This is a genomic window from Haemophilus sp. HMSC068C11 (genome assembly GCF_001815355.1).
Lineage (GTDB): Bacteria > Pseudomonadota > Gammaproteobacteria > Enterobacterales > Pasteurellaceae > Haemophilus_D.
Genome location: NZ_KV820354.1, coordinates 63,703 through 78,542, shown reverse-complemented (window position 1 = coordinate 78,542; position 14,840 = coordinate 63,703). Strand labels below are relative to the sequence as shown.

Genomic DNA, 14,840 nt, shown 5'->3' with positions numbered 1-14,840 from the left:
CGTCATGCAAGGGATCGAATTACGCATAAAAGGAAAAGTTCAGGGCGTGGGATTTCGCCCTTTTGTTTGGCTTCTGGCAAATCAATATGGATTAAATGGCGATGTCAATAATGATGGACAAGGCGTATTAATTCGTTTTGCTTCTCCACCAGCAGATACACTCGAACAATTTTTATCCGACTTACAAAATAAACTCCCACCGCTAGCGCAAATTACTGATATTACTCAGCGTGCCATTGATTGGCCAGAAGCAACTGCAATAACAGGCTTTACTATCCGAGAAAGCGAAAACAATCAAATGGACACGCAAATTATTCCCGATGCAGCGACCTGTCCACATTGTTTAGCCGACTTATTCGATCCCAACAATCGACGTTATCACTACCCCTTTACCAATTGTACCCATTGTGGCCCGCGTTTCACCATCATTAAGGCAATTCCTTACGACCGAAAAAACACAGCAATGGCTTCTTTTCCACTTTGTCCACAATGTGAAAAAGAATACAAAGATCCCGCTGATCGTCGTTTTCATGCTCAACCCAATGCTTGTTCGGTCTGCGGCCCTCATATCTGGTTACAAGATCGAGAACAAACGCTTGCTACTCATGAAACCGCACTAAAACAGACCGCACTTTTCTTGCAACAAGGTCATATCGTCGCGGTTAAAGGCTTAGGCGGTTTTCATCTAGCCTGTGATGCGAATAATCAAAAGACGGTTGGTTTATTACGTCAACGGAAGCATCGTCCCACAAAACCATTAGCCATTATGGTGCCTAATCTACAGTTTTTACAGGATTTGAGTTCTCAAGAAACTGAATTGCTAACCAGCAGTGCTGCGCCCATTGTACTGCTAGCAAAACATAAAGTACCCAATATTGCTGATAATATTGCGCCTAACTTGCAAGAAATCGGCGTCATGCTTCCAAGTAATCCACTACAACATTTGTTATTACGAGCGGTTAATCGTCCGCTCGTGATGACGTCTGCGAATGCAAGCGGACATCCTCCTGTATTGAAAAATGAACATGCAGTGGAACAATTAGCTGACTTGGCTGATGTTTATCTTTGTCACAATCGCGATATTCTACAACGTGCCGATGATAGTCTCGTTCGTGTTGCCTTCGATGGATTAGAAACGCTGCGTCGTGCTCGTGGCTATGTGCCAGATGAAATACCACTTGAAACACAAAGCACAAAAAATGTGTTGGCTTTAGGGTCTGATCTGAAAAATACATTCTGCCTGCTACGTCACAATAAAGCCGTACTGAGCCAACATATTGGCGATACAGCAAATGAACAAGTGCGGTCACAATTAAGTGAAAATCTTGAATTATTTCAAAATATTTATCAATTTAAACCAGACATTATCGCTGTCGATGCTCACCCTGGCTATTTTTCATCTTCGATTGGTAAAAAACTTGCCGAACAGCAACAAATCACACTAATAGAAGTATTGCATCATCATGCTCATATTGTCAGCGTAATGGCTGAACAGAATTGTAATGAACCTGTAATTGGTCTTGCTCTAGACGGTATCGGCATGGGCGAAAATGGACAACTTTGGGGGGGCGAATGCCTACTCGTTGATTATCAGCATAGTCAATATTTAGGTGGTCTGCCTGCTGTTGCTCTACCAGGCGGCGATCTTGCTGCCAAACAACCTTGGCGCAACTGGCTGGCTCACCTGCATCAATTTGTGCCACAATGGCAAGAAATTCTCACAAAAACTTGCACTGAACCGAATTGGCAAATATTAGTCAATGCCATTGAGCGCGGACTCAATTGTCCACCTATATCATCTGCGGGTCGTTTATTTGATGCCGTAGCTTATGATCTCGGTATTGCACCAACCATTGTTTCTTGGGAGGGCGAAGCGGCCTGTCATTTAGAAGCACTGGCAAATACCTCATCTTTGGCGACACAAGCACAAAGTGCGGTCAATATTCCAGTAAAAATGCCGCTTATCGGCAATAAACTGGATTTGGCTTATTTCTGGCAAAGTTGGTTAAATTACCATGCGCCTGCCGCAGATAAAGCCTTCGCCTTTCACTATGCTCTCGCCCAAGGTTTTGCTGAACTTGCGACAAATCAAGCACGAAAACACCAATGCCGTACCATCGTGCTATCCGGTGGTGTGATGCATAACCAACTGCTACGTCGTTTATTAAAAGAAAATTTGAGCGAATTCCATGTACTAAGTGCGCATAAACTACCAATGGGTGATGGCGGACTCAGTTTAGGTCAGGCGGTTATTGCCATGCATAGAAACTGATAATCTCTAATATTAAATATAAGAAAAAGAGTTAATCGAAAAGTAACGATTAACTCTTTTGTTTTTTGTATTTCTTTTTTATAGCGGAATACTGGAAAAGAAAACCAATAGTAACGGTGGCAGAATATTCGTGACAAATCCGAATGAAATCGCAATTGGCGTGACTTCAATACCTCCCGCTTTTTGAATAATTGGCAAAGTGCAATCTATTGCTGTCGCACCCGTAATCCCAATTGCAGTCGAACGGAAATGACGCATAAATAATGGGATGACAAATAAACTGACAATTTCACGGGATAAATCATTAAAAAAGGCAATACTGCCCTGCACCGGTCCCCATGCATTGGTCAATACTACACTGGATAACGAATACCAGCCCATTCCAGAGGCAAACGCCAGTCCTTGCGTAATTGGCATCGCTAAAACGAAAGCAGCAATGATACCGCCTAGTAATGAAGTAAAAGTAAACACCATCCCTGTTTGGAAACCTCGTTTATTGAAAAGGGCCTCTTTTAAGGAAATACCGTTATTTCTGAGCTGAATCCCCACAAAGAAAATCAGTACAATCAATACATATAGATTAATTCCAGTAGGCAACATGAGATAGGATTTGAATAAGAAACCACAAAGGGTGCCGATCACCACCGTGCCGGAAAGTTTGAGCGAATCAATTAAGGAGTGCCAGCGAGAATCAATTTTACCTTGTGATTTAAGTGGCTCTGCTGGATTAAAACGGTCATAAAGCATTAAACCAATCATATTGGATCCCAAAATGATCGCGGATAGTGTTACCGCAGTTGTGCCAATAATCGGCAGTTTATGCTCTAAATCATCTAACTGGCCGAGTAAATAGCCCATTAAGAAAAGAATAATGTAAAGCAAAAACATCACGATATGATTTATTTTTGCAATATAGGATTTATTGTTGACCTTTAATAAATAACCTAACACCATTGGTATTAAGACAATTAATAAGCCATTTATCATATCCTGCATCATACATCTCCTTTCTTATTCCATTAGAACTAGCATACCCCTTTTCTCCCCCTTTTTCAAAGCACATAAAAAAAGTGCGGTCAAAATCGACCGCACTTTTAATCATTTGAAAAATCCAATTTATTAGCCATTTACTTGGCGACGTGCTAATACAGCATCAGATAACTGTTTTAACACGATTTCTGTATCTTCCCAACCGATACAAGCATCAGTGATACTTTGTCCGTAAGTCTGTGCTTTACCATCGACTAAATCTTGACGCCCTTCAACGATATGACTTTCTACCATGACACCTAAGATCTGCTTTGAACCACCTGCAATTTGCTGGCAAACATCTTCACAGACTTCCATTTGTTTTTTGAATTGTTTGCTACTATTTGCATGGCTGAAATCAACCATTACATGTGGAATACGACCTGATTTTTCGATCTCTGCACAAACTTTTGCAACGTCTTCTGCTTTATAGTTAGGACCTTTATCCCCACCACGTAAAATGATGTGGCAGTCTTCATTTCCTTTTGTTGAAACAATCGCCGAATGACCAAATTTTGTCACAGATAAGAAGTAATGTGAAGCTTCTGCCGCCCCCATTGCATCTAAGGCTACTTTTACGCCACCATTTGTGCCATTTTTAAAGCCTACCGCACAAGATAAGCCTGAAGCTAATTCACGATGAACTTGAGATTCCGTTGTTCTCGCACCAATTGCACCCCAACTCATGAAATCAGCCACATATTGTGGTGTGATCATATCTAAGAACTCACCCGCTGATGGTACGCCTAAGTTGTTAATATCTGATAATAATTTACGTGCTATACGCAAACCATCATTTAAACGATATGTATCATTTAAATAAGGATCGTTAATTAAGCCTTTCCAACCCACTGTTGTACGCGGTTTTTCAAAGTAAACACGCATCACCACTTCAAGTGTATCTTTATATTTATCACGTAATACTTTTAAACGTTTTGCGTAATCTAATGCGGCTTTAGGATCATGAATAGAACAAGGACCAATTACCACAAGTAAACGGTCATCTTTCCCATGAATAATATTGTGCGCATGCAAACGGGTTTCATGAACTAAATCAGCCGCTTCTTGACTTGCAGGAAATTTTTCTAATAAGGCAATTGGAGGTAATACCTGATCGACTTTTTCAATTCGGGTATCATCATTTGCAACTTTTACTTCGATTTCTTCTTTCTTCGTCGCCATATGTCACTCTCTAAATCTTAAATGTTGTGCTTAAATCTAATGGCGTTACTCTACACCTATTTTTTGTACTAGTAAACTAGTTCATTTGAATTCTTACACAATTATTATGTGATTGCGTAAAACTTATACTACCTAAGCAGTAAAATAGGGCGTTATTAAACTATATTTCCGCCTTGGCTGGCAAGGTTTTTGACGTAAAAATAGGTTGTACCAGCCCTATTTAAACAGAATGATTCTTTTATCCTTCAAATTAACAAAGAGGTTTAGATAAATGCGGGCAAAAAAAACAATTTCAACATCTACCGCACTTTTTAAAAATATTTTTTCAATGCCCTTGTTTTTACTGAACATCCCCCTCATTTTTTTGTCTGATTGAACACTTATTCAGTCATTTATTTTTACTTGGAGAACTCTATGAAGAAAAGAAATTTTGTATTAACCGGCATCGCATTAGGTTTAAGCGTATTTGCGACCTCTTTATCCGCTCAAGCGGCTATTCCAAATGAAATCGTCGAACAAGGCAGCCTTGCGCCAATGTTAGAAAAAGCGCAAGCAGCCGTCGTGACGCTTTCTGTTGAAGGCAAAGCAAAAGCAAATAGCCGTTCAGCATTACCTGATGATATTCCAGAAGAATTTAAATTTTTCTTTGGTGATCAATTTGGCGAACAATTTGGTGGAGATCGTGGTGCATCACGTAACTTCCGTGGTTTAGGTTCTGGTGTCATCATCAATGCAGATAAAGGCTATGTTTTAACGAACAATCACGTGGTAGATGGTGCGGATAAAATTACCGTAAAATTACAAGACGGACGTGAATTCAAAGCAAAACTCGTTGGAAAAGACGAACAATCTGATATCGCTTTAGTACAAATCGAAAAACCAACCAATCTTACTGCTATCAAAATGGCTGACTCCGATAAATTACGTGTCGGTGACTTTACCGTTGCTATCGGTAACCCATTTGGTTTAGGTCAAACTGTAACCTCTGGTATCGTTTCTGCACTTGGTCGCTCTACTGGTTCAGATAGCGGTGCATATGAAAACTATATCCAAACGGATGCTGCAGTAAACCGTGGTAACTCTGGTGGTGCATTATTGAATTTACAAGGTGAATTAATCGGTATTAATACGGCTATTATTTCTCCAAGTGGCGGTAATGCAGGGATTGCCTTTGCAATTCCAAGCAACCAAGCCAATAATCTCGTGCAACAAATCTTAGAATTTGGTGAAGTACGCCGTGGTTTACTCGGTATTAAAGGTGGCGAATTAAATGCTGATTTAGCAAAAGCCTTTAATGTCAGTGCGCAACAAGGTGCTTTTGTGAGTGAGGTCATTCCAAATTCTGCTGCCGAAAAAGCAGGCTTAAAAGCGGGTGATGTGATTACCGCAATGAATGGTCAAAAAATCTCAAGCTTTGCCGAAATGCGTGCAAAAATCGCGACTTCTGGTGTGGGCAAAGAAATTGAACTTACTTATTTACGTGATGGTAAATCTGAAAACGTAAAAGTGACCTTGCAAGCAGACGATGGCACTCAAACTGCGAGCAAAACAGAACTTCCAGCATTAGATGGTGCAACCTTAAGCAACTATGATTCAAAAGGCGTGAAAGGTGTGGAAATTAGCAAAGTACAGCCAAATTCAATGGCGGCACAACGCGGTTTAAAATCGGGTGATATCATCATCGGCATCAACCGTCAGCCAATTGAAAGCACGCAAGACTTACGCAAAGCGCTAGATGAAAAACCATCTGCTGTTGCACTTAATATCTTACGTGGGAAAAACAACTTCTACTTATTAGTGCAATAAAATAAAAAAGAGCGGTCAATCTGGCCGCTCTTTTTCTTTATTCCGATATCATAAACTGCTCTCTCAGCTGATGAAGTTGATCGCGTACTGCGGCGGCTTTCTCAAATTCAAGATCTTGAGCAAATTTATACATTTGTTGTTCTAATTTCTTAATTTGTTGTTGGAATTCTTTAGCTGATTTAGGCGCATTATAAAGTGCGGTCGGTTCAGCCGCCGTTTTTCCACGTTGTTTCGATTTGGCTTTTTGATTTGCACCTTGACCAATATCTAATAACTCACCGACTTTCTTATTCAATGCCTGTGGAACAATACCGTGCTCTTCATTGTATTTCATTTGTTTTTCACGACGGCGATTGGTTTCGGTAATGGCTTTTTCCATAGATTTAGTCATGCTATCAGCATACAAAATCGCTTTACCATTCAAGTTTCGAGCGGCACGACCGATTGTTTGGATTAAGGAGCGTTCAGAACGCAAGAAACCTTCTTTATCCGCATCTAAAATGGCGACAAGAGAAACTTCTGGAATATCCAAGCCCTCACGTAGCAAGTTGATACCAACTAACACATCGAATTCTCCTAAACGCAAATCACGGATAATCTCTACACGCTCAACGGTATCAATATCTGAATGCAAATAACGCACACGAATGCCGTGTTCGTCTAAGTAATCCGTTAAATCTTCCGCCATTTTCTTCGTCAGCGTCGTCACTAAAACACGCTCATTTTTATCTGCTCTTTGGCGTGCTTCAGACAGTAAATCATCCACTTGAATGGACACTGGACGAATTTCAATTTGTGGATCGAGCAAGCCCGTTGGACGTACCACCTGATCGACAATTTCAGTACCCGATTTTTCCAACTCATAAGGGCCTGGTGTTGCAGAAACGTAAATCGTCTGCGGCGCTAAACGCTCAAACTCTTCAAAGCGTAATGGACGGTTATCCAATGCTGAAGGCAAACGGAAACCATATTCCACCAAGGTTTCTTTACGTGAACGGTCACCACGATACATCCCGCCAATTTGCGGCACAGTCACGTGTGATTCATCAATAATCAAAATCGCATCAGACGGCATATAATCAAATAATGTCGGAGGCGGTTCGCCCTCATTTCGGCCTGAAAGATATCGTGAATAGTTTTCGATGCCTGAGCAATAACCGAGCTCATTCATCATCTCAATGTCAAATTGCGTGCGTTGGGTAATACGCTGCTCTTCCAGTAATTTATGTTCCTTGATGAAATATTCACGGCGTTGCACAAGCTCCGCTTTGATTTTTTCAATAGCATCTAAAATCCGCTCTCTTGGCGTCACATAGTGGGTTTTCGGATACACCGTAAAACGCGGAACTGCACCAAAACTAGTACCCGTTAAAGGATCAAATAAGCTTAGGCGTTCAATTTCATCATCGAATAATTCAATTCGTACCGCTCGATCGTCAGATTCTGCAGGGAAAATATCAATCACTTCGCCACGCACCCGGAATGTACCACGCTGAAAAGCTTGATCGTTTCTTGTATATTGTAATTCCGCTAACTTCGCTAAAATCTGACGTTGATCGATAATGGCACCTTGCTGTAAATGCAACATCATCTGCAAATAGCTATCCGGATCGCCCAAACCATAAATCGCGGATACAGACGCCACTACAATAGTATCTCGACGCTCTAAGAACGACTTCGTAGCCGAAAGACGCATCTGTTCAATCTGATCATTAATAGAAGCATCTTTCTCAATAAAGGTATCACTACTCGGTACATAAGCTTCTGGCTGATAATAATCATAGTATGAGACGAAATATTCCACTGCATTTTCTGGAAAAAACGCTTTCATTTCTGCATAAAGCTGAGCAGCGAGGGTTTTATTTGGGGCAAGTAACATCGCCGGGCGATTTAATGTCGCAATGACATTTGCAATGGTAAATGTTTTGCCTGACCCCGTTACCCCTAGAAGTGTTTGATGGGCCAAACCATCCTCTAAATTTTCGACTAATTTTTCGATTGCTTGGGGTTGATCACCAGAAGGCTTAAAATCGGAATGAAGGATAAAAGGCTTAGTATTAATTTTCTCTGCCATAAGTTAGGTCAATTTTTTAGGTATTTTAGAAATGGAGCTATTTTAGCACATTTATTGCTCCAAATTGAGTGATAAAAATCCAAGTTTTACACATACTTAGGCGTGTCAAGTCTGAAACACTTCAAAATTGAAAAATATTTTATCTTTTTTGCTGGACTTTATGCAACATATTGATATTTAAAAGAATATTCACTTATGGCTAATAGATGAACAATTTAAGGAAAAGCCAGTCTGCACCAGTGGTTGACCATTTTAAACAAAAACAATCCACAAAGTTATCCACAGGCTTTGTGGACAGAAAAAAGTGTAAATTTTTTTGTCATTTTTTTCATTTTGGTCTTGACAAGAAGTGGTCCGATCATTAAAATGCGCGCCTATTCTTTGTGATACCAAATTTATTCCTCCTTAGTTCAGTCGGTAGAACGGTGGACTGTTAATCCATATGTCGCAGGTTCGAGTCCCGCAGGAGGAGCCAAATTTCTCTTTTGGTTTAGCTTTCGTTTGTCTCCTTTTACGAATCCTAAATTAGTAGCCAAAAGAATTTAAGCCCATCGTGTTGATGGGCTTTATTTTTATCTAATCTATACTGATTTAATGAATTATCAGGCTAATTTAATGCTGAACGATCATCGATTAAATTATCGCATTCCCAGCCGATATAATCGCCAGAAAACTCCATGGCTAGCTTTTCAAAGCGCTCTACCCACTCGAAGATCTCATTACTGTCTAATGAAAGCTCTTGCTCCAATTTCACCATAAAATAAGGCTCTTCATCTTCTTCTGTTTGGATGGCTTGGCTAGAATATTTCAACGTATTAAAAGACACTTGTCCGAGCGTTAATTCATCCATAAAGGGAAACATCTTCTCTTCTTCATCAAAATGGAAAGTATGCTCAATTAAATAAGTGTCGCTTAAATTACGCCCTTTGCTATTCAGCATACTCAAAATCTCTTCTGTCGCATTTAATTTCATTTCTAATGGTGAAGCCAACAAGAAATCGAAATAGGTATCCCAATTTGGATCATTCTGTACGTTGATTTCTGAGACAAAATCGAGTTGTTGAAGGGTTTCTTTAAGCAAAGCATCATGTTCACAATAGAAATGCATTTTTGCCTGATGATTGCAAATAAAGTGCCCAGCAAAAAAAACATTTGGAAGTGCGGTCAATTGTGCAAGGATTTTAAAAAGACGATTAATCAATTTTTCATATTCGTCTTCATTCGGCAAACCGTCCTCATCTCCCTGGTAAGGCACGGTAAATTGCACAACTTTACTAAGATGTTTACCATGATAAACATCTAAATCTTCAATATTTGCGGTAAACACGGCAGGCATACCATTCACTTGCGAACGATAATTCTGCCAATTTGCCATATCCATGTTGCTTTCCTATTTAAACTCTGCCCAGATTGGTGCGTGATCTGACGGTTTTTCCATTGCACGAATATCTAATGCAATGCCAACATCAACGCAACGCTCTGCTAATTGACGATTCACTAAAATATGATCGATACGTAATCCACGGTTATCATCAAAACCTTTTGAGCGATAATCAAACCACGAGAACTTGTCATTGACTGTTGGATTTAATTTACGGAACGTATCTTCCAATCCATAATCGTATAAGCGTTGATACCATTCACGCTCTTCGGGTAAGAATGAGCATTTGCCAGTACGCAACCAACGCTTGCGGTTTTCATCGCCAATGCCAATATCTAAATCGCTTGGACTGATATTCATATCGCCCATAATTAACACTGGATTGGCTTTATCGTGATCTTGTTCTAAATAGCGTTGAAGATCCGCATAAAATTTTTCTTTTGCCGGAAACTTGGTTTCATGTGCACGACTTTCGCCCTGTGGAAAATAGCCATTAATTACCGTTAACAAACCAAATGGCGTTTCTAAATCCGCCATAATTATGCGTTTTTGCGCATCTTCATTATCAGTTGGAAAACCACGACGCACCGCTTTTGGTTTTTGTTTGGTTAACAGTGCTACACCGTAATGCCCTTTTTGCCCATGGTGAAAAACGTGATAGCCCAGATTTTCGGTAATTGCATAAGGAAAATCTTCATCCGCGACTTTAATTTCTTGTAAACCAATCACATCCGGTTGGTATTTTTCAATAATTGCTTCAAGTTGATGAGGACGGGCTCGTAAACCATTAATATTAAAAGAGATAAATTTCATTTTTGTTCCTAATGTAAAAAATTGTGGCTATTATACAAAATAATTGAAATCTTAACCGCACTTTTCCTGTTCAGTTGACTCTGCACTTGCTGAGCCAAATTTTTGAATCTGAGATTGAACAGCATCACGATGCCACCACTCTCCTTCTTTCGGAGGGGTAAACACATCAAATGCTTTACCTTTAAATTCAAATTGCAATCTTGCGGCGTGTAAATAAGTGCGGTCAATATTTTCAGTGTTTTTACCATAAAGCGCATCACCTAAAATGGGACTAGCTAAGCTTTTCATCGCTACACGCAATTGATGAGTTTTACCTGTTTGTGGCTTTAAGATAAATAATCGTAAATTAGGCTCACAACTTACACTTTCAAAGCGCGTAATCGCGGGATTTTCTTTCGATTCGCAGAGTTTCCAGGCGCCGTTTCTGGCCTTTCGCATATCCCCGACAATCAATCCTTGTTTCTTTTTGGGTTTCTGATTACTAAGGGCGAGATAAGTTTTTTGAATATGGTGTTCAGCAAAAAGTCGGAAAAATTCAGCCGCACTTTCGGCGTTCAATGCCAAAATGAGTAAACCTGATGTCACTTTATCTAACCGATGTACAAGCCAAACTTGCGGCACGCCAAGCTGCTCAGCAAGCAAAGTGGTTAAACCAATTTCGCTTTGATCTTTATGCACACTCAGCCCACAAGGCTTGTAAATAATGATAAAATCATCGGTCTGATAAACAATGTCTAATTTCATAAGTACGGTTAAAAATTAATGAATTTTGAACATATTATACTGGTTTATATTATTCCCGTGTTAATTTGGGTGGCGGTTATTTCTGTCACCTTGCGTTTGCTCGTCAAAAAACAAGCGGTTTCCGCTACGCTGTCATGGCTAATGATTATTTACCTCGTGCCACTGATTGGTGTCATTGCCTATTTAATTTTTGGTGAAGTGAAACTCGGTGCTCGCCGTGCCAAAGCATTTCAGTTGTTAAAACCTAAATACATCAAATGGCTTAATCTGCTTTCAGAGCAAAAAGATGTGGTCACTCACTCTAAAGACCCACGTTATCGTGCTTTATTTAAATTAGTCCACCAACGCTTAGGCATTCCGAATATTCGAGGCAATGAATTACATATTCTCGATACACCAGAAACCATTATTCGAAGTATCATCGATGATATTCAACAAGCACGCCATTCCATTAATATGGTCTTTTATATTTGGAGTAATGATGGATTAATTAATGAGATTAAACAAGCGTTAGAAGAAGCTGTGCAACGTGGCGTAAAAGTTTGTCTTTTACTGGATTCCGTAGGTAGTAAAGCCTTTCTTAAAAGTGCTATTTGTAAAGAAATGCGAGCGAAAGGCATTGAGATTACCGAAGCACTACACGTAAACTTATTCCGTATGTTCTTCAACCGAATTGATTTACGCCAACACCGTAAAATTATCGTCATTGATAATCAAATTTCCTATACAGGTAGTATGAATATGGTGGACCCCAATTTCTTCAAACAAGAAAGTAATGTGGGCAATTGGGTAGATGTAATGGTGCGAATTAACGGCCCTGTCTCACCGATTTTAAACAGCTTACATGCCTGGGATTGGGAAATTGAAACTACGGAAGAATTACCGCTTTTATTACCAAATTGTCCAATTGTGGAAATTGATGACAATGATACTCACTCCGTACAAGTGATTGCGAGTGGTCCAGCGTTCCCTGATGATTTAATTGCACAATCCCTTGCTACCGCCATTTATGCGGCAAGAGAAAGCATTGTGATCACCTCACCTTATTTTGTGCCAAGTCATAATATCGCTGAGGCACTACGTATTGCAGCATTCCGTGGCGTTGAGATCACGCTTATTTTACCAAAACAAAATGATTCCCTAATGGTTCGCTGGGCAAGCCGTACCTTTTTTGATGATTTACTCGAAGCGGGAGTAAAAATTTATCATTTTGAAGCAGGACTTCTACATACTAAAAGTGTGTTAATCGATAACAAGCTTGCACTCGTTGGTACGGTAAATATGGATTTACGCAGTTTCCTGCTTAACTTTGAAATCACCGTTGCCATAGAGGATCGTAATTTTGCCAATGAAGTCGCCACACTTCATGAGAATTATTTAGCGAATTCTTCTGCACTCAATATGCAAGAATGGATCAATCGTCCTTTCTATCATAGAATCATCGAGCGGTTATTTTTCTTGTTTAGTCCGTTACTCTAATTTTTATAACCGATACAAAAAGGGCGTATCATATGATACGCCCTCTTTTATTTCACTTATCGATTAACGTTTTTTCACGATAAACACTAAAGCTACTAAAACAACTGCTGTTGTCACAAACCCAGCTAAACCTGATTCTGTAAAGCCAACCACAATGTAGCCCACAGCACTTGCTGTCGCAACAGTTGCCGCATAAGGTAATTGCGTGGTGACGTGATCCATATGGTTACATTTTGCCCCAGTTGATGACAAAATAGTCGTATCAGAAACCGGTGAACAATGATCTCCACATACTGCACCAGCCATTACGGCTGAAAGACAAGGGAGTAATAACTCTGGTGCTGAATTGGTTGCCATTGCTGCTGCGATTGGTAACATAATCCCGAATGTTCCCCAACTTGTCCCTGTTGAGAACGCCATTGCCGCACCAAGTACAAATAAAAGAACAGGTAAAAATTGAACAGGAATGCTACCACTCACTAAAGAAGATAAGTATTTACCTGTTTGAGCATCACCTACTACTTTATTAATTGTCCAAGCAAAGAATAAAATGGCAATTGCACCTAACATGGACTTAATACCAGCAATCCATGCTTTTCCATATTCTTGTAAAGAAACTTGACGCTCAAGGATAATCAATAATGTTGACATTGCAACCGCACTTGAGCCCCCAACCACAAGAGAAATACCAACGGTTGTATTTTCAAATGCACCTAAGATACTGAATGGTTTTCCATCTGCTGCTAATGCTTCACTCCCCGTGTGGATCATCATAAATACAGTCACAACAATTAAAACCACAATCGGTAAAATTAAATTACGAACTTTGCCTTTTACACCTTCAATGACTTCTTCTTTATAATCACGTTCCATGGCTAATTTTTCATGACGAGCCATTGATGCAATATCAAATGAAAAATAAGCAACAAAGAACACCATTAATAATGAGAAGATCGCATAGTAGTTCATTGAGCTCATCGCAACGAATGCGCCCATTGGCGTATAAGATGTAATAGAGTAAGTCGCCAATAAACCTGCTACGAGAGTAATAATATATGCTCCCCAGCTTGATACTGGCATCATGACACACATTGGTGCAGCAGTAGAATCAAGAATGTACGCTAATTTTGCACGAGAAACTTTAAAACGATCAGTGACTGGACGAGCAATAGCACCGACAGCAAGACTGTGGAAGTAATCATCGATAAATGTCACAAACACTAAAGATGCCGCTAATAATTTCGCACCACGACGACCTTTAATTTTATTTTGTGCCCATTCAGCAAACGCACGGTTGCTGCCTGACACGGTTAAAAGTGCGGTCAATACGCCAAGCAAAACTAAGAAAAACACGATATTCATATTTGAATTCATGCCTTCTTCGCTACTATAAACTAATGCTATAACATTATCTTTTAAATAAATGAATGCATTCAATGGGTTGAAATTAACCAACATTAATGCACCAACAACAATCCCTGCACTCAGAGACACCAAAACCCGACGTGTTGCAATCGCTAAAATAATTGCAAGTAATGCGGGGATAATTGAATAAATAGATGAAGAATAATCGACTAGTTCCATTAAGTTATACCTAATAATTTAATGGAGACAACGGCAAGAAAAGACACAAGCATGACCAGACCGAACCGTAGCGCTCCATAGTTAATACACAAAAACTATGACAGTCACGTTCCTTTCGAAGACGTGACCAACCGAATAAGATGACGCCTATTCGATTTCGGCAATCATTCCTTTCCTTTCCCTTCAACGCTATCCACTCCAGGAAAATACTCATAATGACCGCACCTCTACTGTTGTATAGGATGGTGAGAGATTACATTAAAATGAATGAAATTACCAATAAAATCTTATACTTTCCCCTAAATCTATTTTTTAATTTAAAGTTTCTAATGAGGTTGTTAAAACTTTGTTAAGTTGTTTTATAAGCAAACGTTTGCAATACATAGAAAAACAATCAACTTTACACAGTGAAATATGAGGACATCCGACCAATTAGTTCCCGTATTTAGGCTAATTCATATTTACCAAATATATTA

Annotated in this window: 10 protein-coding genes, 1 tRNA gene and 1 riboswitch; of the genes, 4 read left to right on the top strand and 7 right to left on the bottom strand. The window is 39.6% G+C overall.

The annotated features are described in order from the left end of the window. Window positions 1-4 precede the first annotated feature (4 nt). A complete protein-coding gene (hypF, locus tag HMPREF3020_RS01275) occupies window positions 5-2,272 on the top strand; it encodes a carbamoyltransferase HypF (RefSeq protein WP_070775306.1) in 2,268 nt (755 codons plus the stop codon). A gap of 78 nt (window positions 2,273-2,350) precedes the next feature. Here hypF and HMPREF3020_RS09400 read toward each other — a convergent pair whose 3' ends face one another. Beyond that, window positions 2,351-3,268, bottom strand: coding sequence for a LysO family transporter (locus tag HMPREF3020_RS09400; protein ID WP_176747776.1), 918 nt, complete (start codon window positions 3,266-3,268; stop codon window positions 2,351-2,353). Between the two features lie 123 nt (window positions 3,269-3,391). Further along, a complete protein-coding gene (gene aroG / locus HMPREF3020_RS01265; protein WP_070775305.1) occupies window positions 3,392-4,483 on the bottom strand; it encodes a 3-deoxy-7-phosphoheptulonate synthase AroG in 1,092 nt (363 codons plus the stop codon). Between the two features lie 414 nt (window positions 4,484-4,897). Here aroG and HMPREF3020_RS01260 point away from each other — a divergent pair, with 414 nt between their 5' ends. Beyond that, window positions 4,898-6,289 carry a DegQ family serine endoprotease gene (locus HMPREF3020_RS01260; protein ID WP_070775304.1) on the top strand — a complete coding sequence of 464 codons (1,392 nt, stop codon included), beginning with the start codon at window positions 4,898-4,900 and terminating at the stop codon, window positions 6,287-6,289. A 37-nt stretch (window positions 6,290-6,326) separates the two neighbouring features. Here the strand turns inward: HMPREF3020_RS01260 and uvrB are convergent, their stop codons facing one another. After that, window positions 6,327-8,363 (bottom strand): excinuclease ABC subunit UvrB, encoded by a 2,037-nt coding sequence (gene uvrB / locus HMPREF3020_RS01255; RefSeq protein ID WP_049365612.1) that lies wholly within the window; start codon window positions 8,361-8,363, stop codon window positions 6,327-6,329. Between the two features lie 399 nt (window positions 8,364-8,762). Here uvrB and HMPREF3020_RS01250 point away from each other — a divergent pair. Next, a tRNA-Asn gene (locus HMPREF3020_RS01250) sits at window positions 8,763-8,838 on the top strand. A gap of 132 nt (window positions 8,839-8,970) precedes the next feature. On the opposite strand, the gene HMPREF3020_RS01245 is transcribed toward HMPREF3020_RS01250, so the two are convergent. From HMPREF3020_RS01245 to HMPREF3020_RS01235, 3 genes are read right to left on the bottom strand one after another with little or no spacing between them, the layout of a single operon-like run. After that, entirely contained in the window at window positions 8,971-9,744 is a 774-nt protein-coding gene (locus tag HMPREF3020_RS01245) for a TIGR01619 family protein (RefSeq protein ID WP_065243540.1), read from the bottom strand. A gap of 9 nt (window positions 9,745-9,753) precedes the next feature. Further along, window positions 9,754-10,557 carry an exodeoxyribonuclease III gene (gene xthA, locus HMPREF3020_RS01240; protein ID WP_070775303.1) on the bottom strand — a complete coding sequence of 268 codons (804 nt, stop codon included), beginning with the start codon at window positions 10,555-10,557 and terminating at the stop codon, window positions 9,754-9,756. A 51-nt stretch (window positions 10,558-10,608) separates the two neighbouring features. After that, window positions 10,609-11,301 (bottom strand): TIGR01621 family pseudouridine synthase, encoded by a 693-nt coding sequence (locus tag HMPREF3020_RS01235; RefSeq protein WP_070775302.1) that lies wholly within the window; start codon window positions 11,299-11,301, stop codon window positions 10,609-10,611. 18 nt (window positions 11,302-11,319) lie between these two features. On the opposite strand from HMPREF3020_RS01235, the gene cls reads away from it, so the two are divergent. Next, window positions 11,320-12,780: a cardiolipin synthase gene (gene cls / locus HMPREF3020_RS01230; protein WP_070775301.1), complete on the top strand. Its 1,461-nt coding sequence runs from the start codon at window positions 11,320-11,322 to the stop codon at window positions 12,778-12,780. Window positions 12,781-12,843: 63 nt separating this feature from the next. Here cls and HMPREF3020_RS01225 read toward each other — a convergent pair whose 3' ends face one another. Continuing rightward, a complete protein-coding gene (locus HMPREF3020_RS01225; RefSeq protein WP_070775300.1) occupies window positions 12,844-14,364 on the bottom strand; it encodes a Na+/H+ antiporter NhaC family protein in 1,521 nt (506 codons plus the stop codon). A 60-nt stretch (window positions 14,365-14,424) separates the two neighbouring features. After that, window positions 14,425-14,602, bottom strand: a riboswitch (Lysine riboswitch). Window positions 14,603-14,840: the final 238 nt, after the last annotated feature.